8 protein-coding genes are annotated in these 20,269 nt (G+C 36.0%); all 8 read right to left on the reverse strand.

Annotated elements, in window-relative coordinates; all coding sequences use genetic code 11:
- Positions 1-190: 190 nt before the first annotated feature.
- Positions 191-9,925: an Ig-like domain-containing protein gene (locus IC221_RS15655; protein ID WP_188169871.1), complete on the reverse strand. Its 9,735-nt coding sequence runs from the start codon at positions 9,923-9,925 to the stop codon at positions 191-193.
- 294 nt (positions 9,926-10,219) lie between these two features.
- Positions 10,220-11,239: an aldo/keto reductase gene (locus IC221_RS15660; protein WP_188169872.1), complete on the reverse strand. Its 1,020-nt coding sequence runs from the start codon at positions 11,237-11,239 to the stop codon at positions 10,220-10,222.
- A gap of 300 nt (positions 11,240-11,539) precedes the next feature.
- A complete protein-coding gene (locus IC221_RS15665; protein ID WP_188169873.1) occupies positions 11,540-12,526 on the reverse strand; it encodes a hypothetical protein in 987 nt (328 codons plus the stop codon).
- Positions 12,527-12,833: 307 nt separating this feature from the next.
- Positions 12,834-15,479 (reverse strand): S9 family peptidase, encoded by a 2,646-nt coding sequence (locus IC221_RS15670; protein ID WP_188169874.1) that lies wholly within the window; start codon positions 15,477-15,479, stop codon positions 12,834-12,836.
- Positions 15,480-15,793: 314 nt separating this feature from the next.
- On the reverse strand, positions 15,794-16,084 hold the full coding sequence (locus tag IC221_RS15675) for an antibiotic biosynthesis monooxygenase (RefSeq protein WP_255516097.1): 291 nt from the start codon (positions 16,082-16,084) through the stop codon (positions 15,794-15,796).
- A gap of 228 nt (positions 16,085-16,312) precedes the next feature.
- Positions 16,313-16,771, reverse strand: coding sequence for a DUF3124 domain-containing protein (locus IC221_RS15680; protein ID WP_188169876.1), 459 nt, complete (start codon positions 16,769-16,771; stop codon positions 16,313-16,315).
- Positions 16,772-17,471: 700 nt separating this feature from the next.
- A complete protein-coding gene (locus IC221_RS15685; RefSeq protein WP_188169877.1) occupies positions 17,472-18,575 on the reverse strand; it encodes an acyltransferase family protein in 1,104 nt (367 codons plus the stop codon).
- 156 nt (positions 18,576-18,731) lie between these two features.
- On the reverse strand, positions 18,732-20,189 hold the full coding sequence (locus IC221_RS15690; RefSeq protein WP_188169878.1) for a sodium:solute symporter: 1,458 nt from the start codon (positions 20,187-20,189) through the stop codon (positions 18,732-18,734).
- Between the last annotated feature and the right edge of the window lie 80 nt (positions 20,190-20,269).

The raw sequence follows: 20,269 nt of genomic DNA on the forward strand, positions 1-20,269 counted from the left end.
ATAAATAGAATTAGTGGTATATAATTTTGTCTTAGTACTTAAATAAAGGAAAACCAATAAAAACCAGAGTATTTTCATTTAGTTCTAAGAAATTTTCAAAAACTTTTATTCTATTTTTTTGGCCATAAAATAACTTTGGCAGTGATCTCTTTTCTACCTCAAAAAAAGAATAATTTCACTAGTTCTCTATCTATTTCATTACAACCACCTTCTGCGCTTTTCCAATTTGTCCTTTCTGATCAAAATGATTTAAATAATATACTCCTGATGGTAGGTGCTCTAAATTAATACTATAATTATTCCCTGAGAAATTTCCTGTTTTGATTTCTAACCCTGCCAAAGTCGTCAAGACCCATTGTGCATCAAATAAAGTGTTTGGACTTTTTACAGTAATAATTCCTGATGTGGGATTTGGGTAAACAGTCCATTCTACATTTCCTAAAATTGGATCATTACTGGTTACATTTTTAGGATCAGTAGATACAAGGTGAGATACATCTCTTCGAATGGCTTGGAAGATTTCCTTGGTTGTATTATCCTGAACGAATACAATTACTTCTGCTTTATCGGTATCGTAAACTTGTGGGTTGTCCCAAGCTACAGTAAAGGTTTCTTGACTTCCTGGAGACCAACTTCTTCCAAAGAAACTCGTCCCCTCTGCTCCTGGAGCCGGACTCATCGATTTCATGACACTATGATGTGTAAATACACCCTCACTTACCTCTACTCCAAAAATTTCAGATTCAACTGTCACTACATGGACTACTATCTCACTTACTTCTCCTGAGAAATTGGCGTTGGAAGTCAAAGTGACTTCAATTTCATCTGGATCGGAAGGATTTGGTAAACTTATATCAATATCAAACTTAGGATCTAGTAAAGCCCTCGTGGCAATAATATTTTGGTAATTGTCAATAAAATCTTCAGTGTGGCCGCTAAAACTACTTCCATCTACAATTGTACTTGGTGCATCAGTCACACCATAATAAAATCTTCGACCACTTGAAGGCTCTGGGTTATCAATATTTAAAGAATCACTTTTTCCATCTACTTTAATATGATAATTGATGGCTAAGACATCAAGGTCAATGGTATTTAAAACAGAATCTAAATCTGGTAATTCTCGACTATCCTCTTGTTGCCCTGCATTAGTCATGGTCTCTACCACTACTACTTTCTTACGATTGCCAATGAATACATTGTCGATGGACACTCCCTCATCTTCAAGGTCTGAATTGGACTTGAAGGCAAATCTTAATCTTAGATGTTCTTCTCCAATAAACTGATCCAGGTTGTGTCGTATTGACTTATTCTCTCTGAATATACCACCTGTTTCTTCGGTATTACCAGTCCATCCTTTTGAATCGGTATTACCTCCTACTACCTGATTACCAGGATCTGAAAGTATATTGGAACTATTAAACCAACCGATCGGATCTTTCATATCTCCGAGTACATTCCAAGTTTGCCCAGAATCTAATGAGTATTGTAAGGTCACCCCATCAATATGAGCTTCAGCATCCAACTGCATATCAAAAATAATGGCAGGTCGGCTTAAGCCTGAAATATCAAACGACGGTGTATTGAGATAAGAATCTTCACTTACATTATAATTCGTGGTCAGATTAGTAACCCACACCTTGGTATCTGTGATAATATTTTCACCTTGTGCTACCCCATGTTCCCAACTTGAAGCTGTACCTCTAGGAATCCATCCTCCATCAGCTCCATTAAAATCCTCAAAATATTCATCTTCTTCATTTGTGAGGTAAACTCTTGGAATGACATAAACTGATTTTGAAATCACCTTAGAACAACCTCGTTTTGTGGTAACCGTCAAATCAACATCGTAGGTTCCCACCTGACTATACTTATGAGTGATAGCACCATTTGCATTTGTAGTGGCATCAATCATAGCACTTGTTCCATCTCCAAAGTCCCATTCCCAAGTGGACAATGTATCAAAATCAACGACAGATGATACTTCCTCAAATTCCATATCTGCTCCAAATTCAGAAATTTTCCATTCAAAATCGGCATTGGGTGGCGTACCTATATATATACTCTGGGATGTGGATATATTGGTACAACCTGCATTGGTTTCCACAGTTAAAGTGACTGTTTTAAAACCACTTGTCGAAAAAGTATGCTCATAGGAAGCAGCTGAATCAGCACTTGTAATGTATTTTGACCCTTCACCTGCTCCAAAATCATAGAACCAGCTAGTGATCACTGTAGAATCTGCTGTTGTTGTCAAATCCCTAAATTGGACTACTTTGGTATCACAGAATACATCAAAATTAAACTTCACATCAGGTACATCTACTATCGTAAAGTTTCTTTCTACATAATTGACACAATTGTTTTCATTGGTATAAGTATAACGGATGGTATGATTTCCTAATGGAGAGTTTTCAAGTACAACTTCATTATTTGAACGAATCAACGCACCTGTTGATGAGGTCAATACACCTCCTGAAACTGTAGTGATGACCAAAGGATTATCATCACTTTGACAAAATACCTGCCCTTCATCTATACCAAATAAATCAAACAACGGCAGTGGATGAATCACAATATCCAATTGAAGTGGAGCACCTTCACACCCTAAATGAGAATCCGTTACATAATAGGTATAGGTTGTTGTTTCTGTTACAGATGTTGGATCTGTTGGCGTAAATGAATTGGTAGTCCCGACCACATTCGTCAAATCCGCATCACTATACCAAGTTACGTCTTCTACGATACTTGATACAATCATAGGTTGAAGAATATCGCCCGAACAATAACTCAAGGTTGCTGCCACTGTCGGAATCTCAGGTCGCCTATTAATTGTCATTGTTACTTCAGTGGTATCACTCTCACAACCATTTACTGTTTGGGTGATATAATAAGTCTTAGTATAATCTTGAGCGCTATTGGGATCTGGAGGTGTAAAAGAGGTATTTGTTGATACAATACTTGACAAGAGTGCATCATCATACCATCTAATATTCGTTCCTGAAGTCACAGTAATAGGTTGGATTTCATCTCCTGAGCAGTAAATAGGAGCACGATTATCAACTACCGGTTTTGTTGGCGTTGGATAGACAGGAATATCAACTTGAGTCGGCAAACTACTACAACCATCAGGTGTGATTTGTACTACCCAATAATGAATTGTATCAAGGGATGCAAAACTTGGTGCATTGATCTCAGGACTAAAAACTTGATCTGTAGATATTCTTAATGTTAAACTTTCATCTGTGTACCATTCATAATTTGCATTACTTTCTCCCGAAGCTGAAATAGGTTGAATCAAATCATCTTCACAATAAGGTGCAATAGCCGCTACAACCGGTGCTTCGGGAAGAGCATTAATAGAAATATCTATTTGCCCAACTCCACTTTCACATCCATTCAGGGTACTTGTCGCATAAAGGCTTGCTACTGAATCTGCCTCCACCAAAGAAGAAAAAGTAGGTAAATAGTTATTACCCATACCTAACAAAGTTGTCTTTGATGCATCAGAATACCATTTGATATTTACCCCCGTGGCGATACTTAAATTTGGTAATGGATCACCACTACAAATCAACGAAACAGGATTAAAAGTAGGGATATCAGGCGTTCTGTAAATGGTAATTGTGGTGGAAGTCGCAGCTCCTTCACAACCATTTGTAGTTTCTGTTACATAATAAGTGACGGTTGAGTCTGCTGACACATTGGTATTTATGGCTGGTGTAAAGTCATCCCCAAAACCAACTTGATTCGTTAATCCTGCATCAGAATACCACTTGATATTATTACCTGCTGTTGCCACTGAAAGTGAGGTTACAATATCCCCCGAACAATACACTAACTGGTTACTTGCATCTAGTAAAGGAGCTACAGGGCGTGGGTAAACGGGTATGTCCACTTTATACGGTGGACTTATACATCCATCGGATGCAATTTGTAACACCCAATAATTCAAAGTATCCAAAGTCGGGTAACTTGGAGCATTGGTCATTGGGTCAAATGTAGCCGTTGTTGCTACTCTTGAAATTAAACTTTCATCAGAGTACCACTCAAAGCTCGCATCAGATTCTCCTGAAGCAGTAATTGCTGACAATGCATCTCCTTCACAATAAGGTGATATACTTGGCACTGTCGGTAAAGCCGGTAATGCATTAATATTAATATCCACCGAAGACACCACACTTTCACACCCATTCAGAGTACTAGTGGCATAAAAAGTTACTGTAGAATCATTGACTACTGTAGTTCCAAACGAAGGTAAGTAAGTATTACCTGTACCCAATAAAGTGGACTTGGAAGATTCTGCATACCATCTAATATTGGAGCCCGTAGCAATACTGATCGTTGATAATGCTCCCCCAGAACAAACCAATGAAACAGGATTAAATGTTGGTACATCTGGTGTTTTATAGATCGTTAGTGTTGTTGAAGTAGAGGCACCTTCACAACCATTTGTTGTTTCTGTTACATAATAAGTGACCGTTGAATCTGCTGCAACATTGGTATTGACAGCTGGGGTGAAATCATCACCAAAGCCAACTTGATTCGTTAAACCAGCATCAGAATACCATTTTATACTATTTCCAGGAGTAGCCACAGACAATTGATTTATCACTTCTCCAGAACAATAGATCAATTGATTACTCGCTGATAATGTCGGTGCCACTGGTCTCGGGTAAACAGGAATATCCACTTCCAATGGTTCACTCTCACACCCATCCGTTGCAATCTGAATCACCCAAAAATTCAACGTATCTAACGTTGGATAACTTGGTGCATTCATCATTGGATCATAGGTTGCCGTTGTCGCTTCTAAAGATGATAGTGTTTCATCTGAATACCATTCAAACAAAGCTCCTGTTTCACCAGCAGCAGTCATTGCCGTGATCACATCTCCTTCACAATAAGGTGTTATGGTAGGAACCGTTGGCATTGCTGGTAATGCATTAATATTGATATCCACCGAGGAAGTGCTACTTTCACAACCATTTAAGGTACTTGTTGCATATATCGTCACTGTTGAATCATTTACTACATCAGTTCCAAAAGAGGGTAAATAATTATTGCCGCTTCCTAGTAGTGTTGTGGCTGATGCATCCGAATACCATCTGACATTAGAGCCTGAAGCAATACTTATATTTGATAAAGCATCCCCTGAACAAAGTAATGTAACAGGATTAAAAGTAGGTGGATCTGGGGTTTTGTAAATTGTTAATGTTGTAGATGTAGGAAGTCCTTCGCACCCATTTGTAGTCTCAGTCACATAAAAAGTAACGGTTGAATCTGCTGATACATTGGTATTAATAGCTGGTGTAAAACTATCTCCAAACCCCACTTGGGTTGTCAATCCGGCATCCGAATACCATTTAATACTATTACCCGGAGTAGCTACAGACAAAGAGGATATGGTAGCTCCAGAACAATAAATAGTCTGATTTCCTGCAGCCAAAGTAGGTGCGGGAGCTTTAGGATACACCGTAATATCCACTTTCAAAGGAGCAGAAGTACAAGATTCAGAGTTCGTTTGTCTTACCCAATAGGAAATCGTTGTCACCGTGGATACAATACCTACATCGGCAGGGGTTAACGTGTTGGAAGTACTTAAAATAGTAGAAAAAGAAGCATCTGAAGACCAAGCAAATTGAGCTCCAGTGCCCCCTGAAACTTCCAAATCTTGCAAACCTGTATCTTGAGAACAATAAGAAGGAACAGAGGAAATAAGAGTAGGTAAAACGGGTAGTGGTTTTACATACAACGTATCTTTTACTTCTCGAGTACACCCTTCAGTATTTTCATAAGAATAGGTAATGATGTGTGTAGAATAATCGCTTGTGCTTGTTTCTCCTGCATTTGTAGCTGCTACGGAAGGGTGAAATAAAATTGTACCATCCATTTGAGTAGTAATACCACTTGCACCTGTGTCAATACTCCATGTCACTCCTGTACCTGAATAGGCTGCACCACCTTCCATTGGTGTGATGGTGACATCTCCTTCGCTATAACATACTGAATCCGATGCTGAACTTCTTGCTAAAGTCACTTCATCGTATCCATAAACTGTTACAGTTGAATCCACTGCATTTGCACATGAATTACCATCAGTATATGTAAAAGTAATTTTAAAATCTTCATTCAAATCAAACTCATCACCATTAGCCAATGATGGAATAAATGCCCCTGTTCCATCTCCATAACTAATAACTGCCCCTGCCATAGCATCAGAAGATGAGAAAACACCTGAAGAAACGTTTGTCCCTCCTGATTTACCTTGTAGAAAAACGGTATCTGCATCAAAACAAAAATCTCCATCATCTGAAGGCATTGTATAGTCAAAACTAACCGATGGTAATGGATTTATTGAGAAATTGACAACATCAGATGCTGAACACCCATTACCATCAGTGTAAGTGTAGGTCAGTGTATGACTTCCTAATGATAAACTTGATGGTGATATGGTAATAGGATTTGACCTAGGAATATTTGAATCTAAACGAAAAGTACCATCAGTTGTCAATGATCCATCTACGTTAGCGGTCACATTAAAGTCTGAGGCATCAATACAATAATTGAGCTGACTCATATTAATGGCTGCAACATGATTTTTAGTCACGGTGACCGCTTGAGAAACACTGAATTCAAGAGGAACCAAAGGAGTATTATCTTGGTATACTGCCGTGATCGTCACGGTCTCATCTTGTCCATCAGCAGTAGACGTCACTACTGTCGCAGGTGTAAATGTCGCCCCAGATGGTGTACCTGATCCCGAAGTACCTGTTCCTTCAAATCGAACCAACGTATAAGGGGGAACACCACCTACAAAAGAAGGTGTTCCTCCTGGAATTGATAATGCTACTGCCGCGTCATCTTCACAATAAAGCGGATTGAGGTTAATGACACTTGAACCATCATAAACCGTAAATGAAACTTGGTTAATTTTTTCACACCCTCCTTTTGTAATATGATAATTGACAATATGCGTCCCTTGACCAGCCAAATTAGGATAAAATGAATTTTCTCCAGGACCACTACCCGTACTTACCACCCCAGGACCAGAACAGTAAAAATTTTCCCCAGCTCCTAACCCTGAAGCTGCTAAAGCTACTCCAGCAGTTTGCTGATCACTATAGTTGGTGGTCGTTGGAGACAATGTATAACCAGTGGGTTCAGATGGTACTGTAATCGTTGTTGTAGCTGAAGACGTAGAGGTACAATTTTCAGAAGTTACTATTCTCCTAAAAGTATAATTACCTGCAGTAGATACACTTGATAAGAAATAGCTTTGTGAAGTCGCCCCAGAAATATTGGTATACCCACCTCCATTTAAACTTTGTTGCCATTGATAGCTATACGTCGTATTTCCTCCTGAGGGAGAAGAACCTACAATGATAATAGGTTCAGATAAACACACTAAAGTTCCGGAGGAATTTGTAATCGTATTATTAGAAATATTTGATGTTAAGACATAAGTCAACGTATTTGAAAAGGACTCACATCCCCCTGATCTCACTCTCCTTCTAAACATATAGGTACCTGCCGATGATATTACAGGTGAATGAGTGTATGAAATCGAAGTACCTGAAATATCCCCCCAATTATCACCTCCATCTGTACTCATTTGCCATTGGTAAGCATAAGAAGCATTCCCTCCAGTAGGTGTTGAACCTGTAAAAACTAAGGCATTCGCTGTTATCGTATTACAATATCCTGTAGCACTTGTAGAACTAATGGTGTTAGAAGAAATATCAGCATTAATATTAATTGAAATGGTGTTAGAATTTAATACAATCCCCTCACTCGTTACCACTCTTCGGTAAGTGTATACACCACTTGATAAACCGGATGTTTCAGTATAACTTTCTCCATATGAATTCAAATTAGTATAACTTCCTGCGTCTTTTCGCCTCTGCCAAGAATACGCGTAGACACCTGAACCTCCAACTGCTGTTGTACCTGTTATTGTATAAGTATAGTTATCTGAATTACAATAAGTAGTGGTAGCAGGAGCTGTAATTGTATTCGTTAAGGCAGGGAAAAAGGTATTCGTAGAACTATTTGTTGTTGCTGTAACATTGGAAGCGGCATTCCCTGCCTGATCAACGACAGGAATGGAAAAGCCAACATTAGTGTAAGCACCTGGTGTGGAAAAAGTTCTTGCTGCTGTATAAGTAAAACCAGATTTAGACGGTGTAACCGAAATGCCTCCCAATGTCACATTAAATGAAGATTGAAGTGTCTCATCACTCACAAAAGTTAATGTCGATTCATCGCCATCTGCTACCATAGAAGTATTGGAGGAGTTGTCAGAAACTATCGTTACACTTGTTAGGGTCGGTGGCGTTACATCTATTTCTAGGCTGATATTGGCAGAAGTCCCGACATTTCCATACACATCCTCAACATGAAATGTCAGTGTATGAGAACCTTCTGATAAAGTTGTTAAAGTAATATCTTGGTTGGTTGCCGTTATTGTTTCTCTTGCTACTTCACCATCCAAGTTACTGCTTATAATTAGCTCTTTGTCATCTGAGTCATCTAAGCTTGAGAAAGAATACGTTGGGGTTTGATCATTGGTTTTATTATCATTGGCTGTTCCTGAATCTGAGCCTGCAGCCAAAGTAGGAGTTGTCAACGCACCGATTGATACTGATTTATAATCCACAACTTCTGTATTGGATGCATCTGATTCATTCCCTGCTTCATCCGTGACTTTTACTGTAAAATTATAACTTCCAGTGGTTGTAAGAGCTGTCGCAGTGATATCATCATCACCTGTACTAGTGAGTGTACCATTAGAGTTTGTATCTTCAAACAACTCTATGGTAGTTCCTGATTCTGAAACTACATTAAAAACAGGTGTATCATCATTTGTTTTCCCATCCTCATCATCTCTTCCTGTATCAGAAGTTGATAAAAAACTTAATACTGGATCAGAAGGAACACTTGTGTCAATAGTAATCGATAAAGCAGCAGAAGAAAGTCCTTCATTTCCTGCCGAATCCACCACCATACATGTGATGCTATGCGTTCCATCAGTCAAACTATTTAAAGAAAAATCAAAGGGTGATGCACTATAATTGAATCGTCCAACTTCACCATCAATATCACTTTCAAAAACCACTTCATTTCCTGTTTCAACTGGAAGTGAAGCAACATTCAATTCGGGTGTATCATCGTTGGTAAGATCATCTGAATTATCACTACCACTGTCACTTGTTGTTTTCAAATCCAAAGCACCCGGTGTGGAAGGTACTGATGTGTCAATAGTGACTGTAACAGGTTGAGAGGTAAATGTGAGATCACCATTGGTGTCTTCGCCGTAAGCGTAAATGATATGATCACCATCGCCTAAGGTAGAAGAGACTAATAAATCTGCTGAACCCGTCGCAATCGTTGTCCCAATCGTTGTTAGTCCTGACTTTAAGTAGACAATGTTGGTGGCTGTAGAATTAATTGTAAATAATAAATTACTCAAACTCGTCACACCATCATTATTCAATTCTCCAAGATCTGAAATTGAATTCAATGAGAATTGAGTAGCATTGGATTCTAACCCAGCACTTATATCAATAGTATAAGTGTCTGCGGAAGTAGTAGTCAGAGGATCATAAGTTAATGAAAACCCTACTCCATCTGCGTAATTTCCTCCAAGATTTACATATACCGTATAATCTGTACTTGGTGTATTTTCAATTAATGTAACCTCACATGAAGAAGTAATATCCGTATTACCGACCAACTCTTTCACTGTAAAATCAGAAACAGAGGGGGTAATAGCTGTCACTTCAAAATCCCATGAAAGAATAACACTTTGTGTCGGTGAGCTCCCAATTTGTGTAAAAGTATTTATCTGCGCATTAGTAGCATTTACCACTAGGAATATACCTAGTAAAAAAAAGAATAATATTGGGTATTTATTTTTAATCATATCTAATGGTTCAACAGCTTTCGCAAAACAATAAACAAAAAAAATTAACCCATTTAAATTTTCACATCTACATATCAAGCTGATCGTTAAAATATAAATGTAAAATATTAAATGACTACAATTGACTTACTTAATGTTAGGAGGCTGGTTATTTAATCTAGCAGTAGTTTTGGTTAATATACGTAAACATAAAAGTTATGTTCTGTTCGAGAAATGAAAAAGCAGTAATGTCACATAAAGTCACATTACTGCTTTTCTTAAAAAAGATAGGATTGTTCTTCTAATTAAATGCTGTTAGAAGTCTATTTTATCGTACCAACCACCAAAGGCATAGTTCTTTGCATTGTCCTCTTTGAGGAACTGAGTAGGGAACCCTAAATTGATTTTACTTATATCTGATAATGTTTGAAGATCCTCTTTTGGCAGTTCCCATTCCAAACACTTCAAGTTATCTTCAATTTGATGTGGCTTTCTTGATCCTATGATAGGAATAATATTTTTATGCTGAGCTCTTAACCAATTCAAAGCGACTTGAGCTGGTGACTTCTCTAATTTTTCTGCAATCTCAGCTACTTTTTTTGCGATAGCGATATTGCGAGGATTAAATTTCACACTTTTTTCAGAAAGACGACCTTCTTCAATCATTCCGTTATTATACTTTCCAGATAAAAGGCCAGCTCCCAATGGTGCCCAAGTAGTGAGTGACATACCAAAATGATCTGCCATTGGCAACAGCTCTCTTTCGATATCGCGGGTAATTAAACTGTACTCTACTTGTAATCCTACAAACTCTTCCCAACCCCTCAATTTAGCCATCATATTAGCCTTTGCTACTACCCAAGCAGGTGTATCCGAAATGCCAATATAACACACTTTCCCTTGAGCAATTAAGTCATTCATAGCCCTCAATACCTCATCTACTCTTGTGGTAAAGTCCCACATGTGAACCCATAAGATATCCATGTAATCGGTATTCATTCGCTTTAATGAAGCTTCAACAGTTCGCATCATATTTCTTCTCGAATTGCCAGTACCATTGGGATGACTTGCATCTTCAATCAACGTATATTTTGAGGCCAATACATAACGATCTCTTTCTGTCCCTACAAATTCGGCTAAAAACTTTTCAGAAGTTCCGTTAGTGTAAAAGTTTGCGGTATCAATAAAGTTACCTCCTGCTTCGGAAAAAGCATCAAAAATTTTACCTGAAGTGCTAAAATCCGCGCCTGTACCCCACTCTTCACCAAAGGTCATTGCCCCCAAACAAAGTTCCGAAACTTTTAGGCCTGACTTACCAAATAACTTATATCTCATTTTATCAAATGTTTAGTATCAAAAGTGATTGGTATCGTTTAGAAATATTTTTTGTATTTAATATCAATAAGTACCAAGACAAAATTATATACTACTAATTCTATTTATTGTTTTGCGATTACTTCCTTCAAAAAACTTTCAATAGAACCACTATTAATGCGTTTTTTAGCGTTGTACTCACAAAAAATAAATTAGAATTAACTATGATTTATTTTTGGCTTAGTACTTATTCCTCTAATACCTCAAACAAGATAAACAATCTGAATGAAAGAAAAATGTTTTAAAACAAGTTTGACAGTCTTAAATTCCGAATCGGTAATTGATACCTGTCATAATAAATTTTGAATAGTCAGAAACCCCATATTCTCCCCTCAACCAGATTTTATTATTTAGCTGAAATTGGCCTCCAAATTGGAAAGTCCATTTCTTAATTAATTCTTTTTTGATGTGATAGTCTACGGTTGAATTCATGACTCCTCCTTCTCCTATTTCCAAGTTGTATTCTTCATTTATACTTTTAATAGTCTTGTCTAGTAAGCGTTGTTGGATAGGCGTAAGTTGATTATACCAATCATTATAATGTTCATCTAACCCTGGTAATGCTTCTTTGATTTGAATCGCTCCCACATTGGTTTCTCTACTATTAAAGTTCCTATACATGGCTCCAACGTAAAAATTGACAAGTCGATCTTTCTTTTTTAGATGAAACGTTTTACCAACTCGTAGTGAAGTCACTACTACATTGACATCATTTTCCAACAAATCAGTCCGAGTACCTGAATAGTTAACATCGGCAGAAATAAAATAGTCTTTATAACCGTAGTTGAGTGTCATTCCTCCTCCAAATGATATAGCATCAAAAATCACACTGGACTTAAAAAGGGGCATTTTTCCAGACCCGAAATCTGGTTGTAATGCTACTTCAGTTCCTCCTTCAACATATGAAAATAAACCATATATATTAAGGAATGGCAACGTAAATAAATCTCCTCTTAAATTTATACCATTGGAATATGCCCTCGTGGTTTGAAAGCCCAACGTTTCTTCATTCAATATCGAGGAAAGGTCGGTTCCATTGATCCCCATTCCAAATTCTGATATCCCTAAATACATTTCGTTGTAAACATAGTGAACAGAAATACCTGCTGGAAGTGGAAAATCAATTCCTTTCTCCTCTAAAATTTCACCCCATATTGGAAAAGTATAGGGATATTTTTCAGTGCTATCATTTTCATTGTCCAAAAAGTCTGACTGTGCTAATAATGGATTTGAAAATAATAATAGCATTAAAATAGTGGTAAGTTTTCTCATTAAATTGATTCTGCTGATCGTTCTAAATTTTGTAGTCTTCAAATATAGTTAGTGTATAAACATTTTAATCTTAAACATTGTTATACATGTTCGATACAAAATTCACACAAGACACTAAAAATCAACAAACAAAGTACACATCAACTCAAAAACAGCATTAACAATCAAAAGGATAAATTACCTTATTCTGTTATTTGTTATAATAAATTATGAAAAAAATAAGGCCACTTCCAATGAAGGAAGCGGCCCGTGATCTTAAAAAAAATCAGCGATACTAAATAGCCTAATTATCTTGTTTTAATACGAAAGTGATTTTTGCATTACCCATTTGAGGAGCAATTCTAGTGTCTTGAACACTCACTTTATCTTCCATATTGATTGTAAATTCAATGATTTCTTTGGGGTTATCAAGGTTGGTAACCTGAACAACAGTTAGCTTATCATCCTTCTTTTCTTTTACGTTGACTTTTAACTGTTTCATTTTCTGAGTCATCATATCAGGAGAAACAAAAACCGTTTCATAACCTTCTGTTAAAGGTAGTCTTGCTAAGAATAAATCTAACCCTATATCAGCACATAAAACAGCTCCTTCTACTGGAATATTGAATTTACGTCCCATCATTTCAATCTCTACATTCTCTTCAGCAAAAGTCATTAAGAAAGTCTGCCCAGCTTGATTGATTTCTCTCTTTACTGGCTTCATGTCCTTTATGTACAACTTATCCATTACCTCTCCCATTGGTGAGTTCGCTTTATCTGTAATGGTGATGAATTCGCCTTCTTTTTTCACGGAACGATGTGTCGTCATAGGAATTGTTTTCCCTTGAACTTCTATAGAAACATCATAATCATACTCCCCTTCATTGATATCAGTAGTCACAAATGCTAAAGATTTGTCAGTTGCTACCTCTTCTTTTGGAGAATAAGTCACTTTTGAAACGTCAACAGTAATCTCACCTAAACGTTTCATTACTTCATCAGAACCACCTTCTTGATATCTTCCACCTAAATGTTTCGCTAAGAACTTCTCTGTTGCTACCCACATCGCCATGTTGTTGGTTGGCTTTCTAAAACCATGCCCTTCATCATCAGCTAATAGATATTCTACTTCTTTATCCGCATCTCTTAATGCTACAACAATCTGATCACTCTCTGCTTGCTTTACTCTTGGGTCATTGGCACCTTGAATAATCAATAGAGGTTTTTTCATTTTGTCAACATGGAATAAAGGACTAGCTTCCTCAATCAGTTTTTTGCCTTCTTCTGTCTCAGGGTCACCCGTCATTTCGTATAATGATTTTCTAAATGACTCCCAATAAGGAGGGATAGACTCCAATAATGTAAATAAGTTACTTGGCCCTACAATATCAACACCACATGTATATAAATCTGGAGTAAAAGCAAGTCCTGCAAGAGTGGCATAACCACCGTAACTTCCTCCCATTATAGCTACTTTAGATTTGTCGGCAATTCCTTCATTGATTAAATATTTCACTCCGTAAGTGATATCATCTTGCATGAGTTTACCCCACTCTTTGTTTCCTGCATTTAAGAAAGATTTACCATAACCACCACTTGCTCTAAAGTTAGGTTGTAGTACAGCATAACCTCTATTGGCCAGCATTTGAACGTAAGAGTTATAACCCCAGTAATCTCTTGGGCCTTTTGGTCCACCGTGTACTAATACTACTAGCGGAAGATTCTTTGCTTCTTTGTTTTTTGGAATGGTCAAATAACCAGGAATCTCTAAACCATCACTACTTTTATAAGTGATCGGTTTCATTTCCGTAAGATACTGCTCATTCTCTTTCAATTTTGGTTTTGGAGTGTATTGGTGAATTAGCTTTTTTGAATCACTATTATAATAATACACCTCAGGAGCATACTTGTCACCTGATACCGAAATCAGCATTTGTTTGTAATCTTTAGTGAAGCTAGAAAATCCAACTTCTCTACCTTTGAATTGCTTTTCTAAATGCTTGAATAATTTTTCCCACTTCTTATTTTTCCAAAGTCTTTCTCTTTTATCATAAGTATAAGAAGTATATAAAAGTTCTCTTGTATTATCATCAATAAACACACCTCCAAAGTCTACCTTATTCTTAGGGTCACTTTCTACTTTTTCAGTCGCTTTTGTTTGAGGATCCATCAAATATAAAGTCGACAAATCAACATCACCTTTATTCGATACTAAATAGAAACGAGAGTTATCCTTGTTCCATCCACTTACGTAAGCACTTTCTTTAAGATTCGTTTCATAAATCTTTGTGAACTCATTATCGCCATCAACACGCATAATTTCAGAGTGCCCTTTATCATTTGTTCTGTAAGCTAACCTTGGCTTTTCATCCCAGTCAAAATTCCAACCTGTAATACGGTTATTATTTTCAAAGATCAATGTTCTTTCACCCGTAGCAATATCCACTTTATAAAGGTCATGCCAAGCTTTATCACGATCGTTGATCCCTACCATCATAATATTAGGTTGGTTACGGCTTACTTGATAGATCTGAATTCTTACATCTTTAAGAGGCGTTAGGTTTTTTGCTTCAGGCACACCCTCTTTGACTTCAGCAATTGGATCAACGGCATACACATTAAAGTTTTCATCGCCTTTGTTGTCTTTAACATAAAGGATATACTTACCATCGTATGTCCAAAAATACCCTCCGATTGGTCTTTCATTATCTGTTAGTGGTTTTGCTTTTTCGAATGGCTCATCGAATTTTTTAACCCAGATATTTAGTGTACCGTTGTACTCTTTTAAGAATGAAATAAATTTCCCATCAGGACTTAATTGCCCACCTGCAATTTCAGGATTTCCAAAGAAAATTTCTCGATCCAGCAACGGAACTTCTTGTTTTTGAGCGTAAGTTTTTGTTCCCATTAATAGAAATAGGGATAAATAGATTAGAAATGTGTTTTTCATTATTTAATTTGTTCTTGAAGTTTTTTTAAGCTTTAAGCTTATTCAATAAATAGAATAATTAGTTAGGAAAATAAATAGACTTTGCTTTTTACATAAAATAAATGTTTAATGATAGAATGATGTAACGTTGGTCATTTAATTTCGTTTACGAAATATAATTTATTTAATATTTTTTAATATTAACACTTTAAATTTAAATCAATAGAGTGGAAATAGTTCCTTTTTATTTTGAAGTCTGCTATTCCAATAAAATCGTTAAGCTCCATTTGACTTGATGAATATACTCACTTTTATGGAAATACAATAAATATTTGTTAGAAACTATTTTCCAAAACGGTAGAATAGTGTTCAACTTCAGGGAAAGGTTCATAATAATGATGTAAAAGAGCCTTCCATTTTAAATAAACTTCAGACTTTCTAAATCCAATTTCATGTGCCTCTACGGAGGCCCAGTTCACTAATAATAAGTATTTATTTTTTTGCTCAATACATTTTTTGAGAGTATGCCCTTTGTAGCCCTCAATTGAACTAATATATTGACCTGCCGTTTCAAAATCAATTTCAAATTGCTGCTCCATTCCTTCTTTAACTTGAAGGTTTGCCATTTCTAAAATCATAATAAGCGTCGTCTACTCTAAGCTCTTAAAACCTTTATTTTCTTTGCAACCCATTCCATTGAAAAAGAGTGGATCAGTAAAGATAAGAAAACAATGAAACTGACAATGTAAATACTATAGGCGTTGCTTCTTTTTGAGGTTGATCACTAATATTTTCCTCATGAAGTTTCTCTAAGCGTTTCTAAATGACAAATGATTTTTTTGTTTACTACGGTTCTATATAGCATTAATGGAAGAGATGACTTTTGAAGAAGAAGTGATAGCAAAACCATTATTGCCCACATGACCAATACTTACTGTTTCAATAATTGGTAAATCCAACAGTTCTTGTTCGGCACCATAATTTACAATAAAATTTGCTCCCGCCCCTCCTTTTTGATTATTGTATTCTACAACAAATTCTCTTGTCTCAAGAGGTCTGAGTTTATGTTTTTCTTGAACATATATTGATATCAACTCTCCAAAACTATTGTAGTAATTTACTTTATCAACATAAATTGACTCTGTAAGACTCGTATTTCGGATACTTAAAACAATTGAACAATAGACATTTTTTTCTGCACTTCTAGAATAAAGATTAGAATAGGCCGATACGTATCTTGTTTCTTGAAAATCTAAATCAGGAACAAAATCATCTGACAAAGAGATTCTATTCACTTCTTTATTAATATTCATTTGTTCTCGCCCTCCACTTTTACAAGAAAAGAGAATAATACTACAAAGAATGATGATGATCATAGCTCTTAAATTAAGAAGTTTAAAATACTCCAATTTTTTCTGATTACTGTCTTTTAAAAACTTTAAATAGAACCACTATTTATACGTTTTTCAGTGTTGTACTCACAAAAAAACGAAGAATTAATTATCATTTACTTTTGGCTTAGTACTTAAATATATGAAGAACCCAACTAATGCTACTGCACCGATCAATAATATAAATTTTGCCATAACGTTTTTTATTTAATTTGTTTACGCTTACAAAATTCATCAAATAAGATCTCTTTTATATTGTGTTATCACTACGGTTTCAAAAAGTAGAGAATCACATAAACGACATAGGTGTTTCACGTAACGTTACTCTAGTGTATCCATATCATAGTCATCTAACATTATTTTAGAGGCCATCAGTATCAAAAAAAAGTCCGACTCAACATGAATCGGACCTTTAACTCAACTAAAACTTTACAATTCTTGATGTTATTGTCTTACTACTCTATTTTGTATTCAACATTGTAAATTTAGCTGTTCAATTCCTTAAAATATTAGGTGAAAAACCAATATTAGTCTATTGGTGAATCACGTAGACAAAAAAGAGGCTAACTTCTCAATGAAATTAACCTCTTATCCGAAGATTAGTATGTTTTGCTATCGATCCTTAAACTTTAATCACAATATTTTTTCGATATAAAATTAAGATCGGGATCCCAATCAGTGTTACATAGGAGATTGCAAATAATAAACTATTCGCCTCTATTGGAAAAGCATTTATGGAAATCAGTGAAAAAATGTGACCTTTTATTGTTGTATCGCCTATGGAAATCACTCCTATTAATCTGGCGATCATCTCTGCCAACACATAAGCTGCCATAGGGTTTAAGCCGAAAGCCCTTGGTATTAACACATGATCCCTTCCCTTCTTTTTATAATCAAAAATGTAATAAGACAGGCCTAAAGTGATTGCACCCAAACCTCCAGTATATAGTACATAAGAGGAAGTCCAAAGACTTTTGTTGATCGGAAAAACAATGCCCCATAACTGACCAATGACCACACCGACAATTCCCCAAACTGTCAACCTTTTTACAACTTCATTTCCTTTATATTTTTTGACAATCTCACCTGAAAACAAACCTAAAATTGCTGTTCCGATGGCTGGTATAGTGGTAAATACTCCTTCGGGATCCCATGTTTTAGTTCCTGACCACATATGCCCTTTCAAAAGTAATTGGTCAATATAAGCCGAAAGTACAGCATTTGGATCGTCCAGATTAGGTACTCCAACTCCCGGTACTGGAACGATGGTCATGACAAGCCAATAGATCACCAAAAGGCAAATCAATGTAGCCAACATTGTTTTCCTGTCTGCATAAAGAAATAAGGCAGAAGTAATGATAAATACCACACCGATTCTTTGCAATACGCCAGGAATCCTCATTTCTGCAAAATTGAAAAATGGAAATAATCCTAAAAACAAACCAATCCCTATAAGCTTCGCCCCTCGCCAAAGTGCCTTACGCATAGCTGTTGGACGTTTAATGGGGTTGTTTTTTACTTTAGACATTGAGAAACTAATGGAAACACCTACTATAAATAAGAAAAATGGAAACACTAAATCCGTAGGTGTACAACCATGCCATTGAGCATGTTGGAAAGGAGGGTAAATAGCAGACCAGGTGCCTGGATTATTTACCAAAATCATCAATATTACCGTTAAGCCACGAAATATGTCAAGTGATAGTATGCGTTCAGATTTGTTCATTATTATTCATTTCATTTATTAGAAAGGTAATAGGACAAATGTAAACCTGCTGTATTTATAAAAAGTGCCCTAATACACAATAAATGTAATTTGAGCACTTTTTATAATCAAGAATTTTAGACTACTAGCACATATTCATATACTAACAACCTTTTTTCATTTATCAACTGAATCATTTTTCGATGACAAAAGATATAACCCAAAAATTGTAATAGCGGTATTGACCAATAAAATCTCAAAACCGAATTGATAACCAAAGAATAATTCTTTGGAATAAGCATTGATTAAATAAGATGCAATGGGAGAAAAAAGGCATAAATAAACCACAAATTTATCCTTGACTTTTCGGCCTGTGTATATTCCAAAAACAAACAAGCCTAATAATGGTCCATAGGTATACCCTGCCCATTTGAATACTTTCGAAACTACTGTATCATCATTTAAAGCTCTAAAACCCACAATGACTAAAAACAATAGCAAAGAAAAGCCTAGATGTACAATTTTCCTTTTTTTATTATTATTCTCATGACTTTTATCCATCGATAAAAAGTCAATACAAAAGGCCGTAGTTAGTGCTGTAAGGGCCGAATCTGCACTTGAAAAAGCTGCTGCAGTAATACCCAATAAAAAGACAATCGCCGTAAATAAACCAAAGTGATTTAAAGCCAACAATGGGTAAAGTTCATCCGATCGTTCAGGGGCTTGAATTCCATGGTAAGCGATGTATTCATACAATAAAACACCTAAAGCTAAGAACACAACTGTGGCAATAAAAAATGCTAATGCAAACCAAAGTACGTTTTTCTGTGCCTCTTTTACCGACTTACAGGTAAGGTTTTTCTGCATGATATTCTGATCCAAACCATTCATTGATATTGTAATAAAAATACCCGCAAAAAACTGTTTCCAAAAGAAATTCCCTGCCTTCCAATCACTCACAACTATATCAGACATCTGACTTTCCCAAACAGTGGTTACCATACTTCCTAAATTCATATTTAAAGAATTAGAAATCGTATAAATAGTCCATATCACCGCTAATATTAGAAATGTTGTTTGCAAAGTATCTGTCCAAACAATTGTTTTTATTCCTCCTTTAAAAGTATACAACCAAATCAATAAAATGGTGATCAGTACTGAAATCGCAAATGGAATATTAAACTCATCAAAGAAAGCAATTTGAAGGACCATAGCCGCCAAATAGAGTCTAAAAGCTGCCCCTAATGTTTGGGAGACCAAGAAGAAAAAAGAACCCGTTTTATAACTCACAATACCAAATCTGTCTTTGAGGTATTGATAGATCGATATCATTTTCTTACTGTAGAACAATGGTATCAATAAATACGCAATGACTGCATACCCAACCATATTTCCCATCATAAACTGAAGGTAACTCCACCCTGATTTTGCAACCATTCCAGGTACAGAAATAAAAGTCACACCTGACAGTGTAGCCCCCACCATACCATAAGCGACCAAGTACCATTTGGAGTTTCTGTTGGCAGTAAAAAACGAATTAGACTGATTTTCACCTTTCTCTGAAGTGAGAAAAGAGATCAACATCAAAAAGGAGAAATAGAGGAAAATGACAATAAATACAGTTGTTGCAGACATAGTTTAAAAAATCATGTTTTTACGAAAAATGAATATAATTTTTATACTTATCTTGTACAACAATTTCAATTAATTATACA

Origin of the sequence: Flammeovirga sp. EKP202, assembly GCF_014534745.1 — a bacterium.
Classification (GTDB): Bacteria; Bacteroidota; Bacteroidia; order Cytophagales; family Flammeovirgaceae; genus Flammeovirga.

Bases quoted from the DNA above. Each gene is read 5' to 3' on its own strand.
- IC221_RS15655 (WP_188169871.1), bottom strand. From the start codon at position 9,925: ATGATTAAAAATAAATACCCAATATTATTCTTTTTTTTACTAGGTATA.
- IC221_RS15660 (WP_188169872.1), bottom strand. From the start codon at position 11,239: ATGAGATATAAGTTATTTGGTAAGTCAGGCCTAAAAGTTTCGGAACTT.
- IC221_RS15665 (WP_188169873.1), bottom strand. From the start codon at position 12,526: ATGCTATTATTATTTTCAAATCCATTATTAGCACAGTCAGACTTTTTG.
- IC221_RS15670 (WP_188169874.1), bottom strand. From the start codon at position 15,479: ATGAAAAACACATTTCTAATCTATTTATCCCTATTTCTATTAATGGGA.
- IC221_RS15675 (WP_255516097.1), bottom strand. From the start codon at position 16,084: ATGGCAAACCTTCAAGTTAAAGAAGGAATGGAGCAGCAATTTGAAATT.
- IC221_RS15680 (WP_188169876.1), bottom strand. From the start codon at position 16,771: ATGAATATTAATAAAGAAGTGAATAGAATCTCTTTGTCAGATGATTTT.
- IC221_RS15685 (WP_188169877.1), bottom strand. From the start codon at position 18,575: ATGAACAAATCTGAACGCATACTATCACTTGACATATTTCGTGGCTTA.
- IC221_RS15690 (WP_188169878.1), bottom strand. From the start codon at position 20,189: ATGTCTGCAACAACTGTATTTATTGTCATTTTCCTCTATTTCTCCTTT.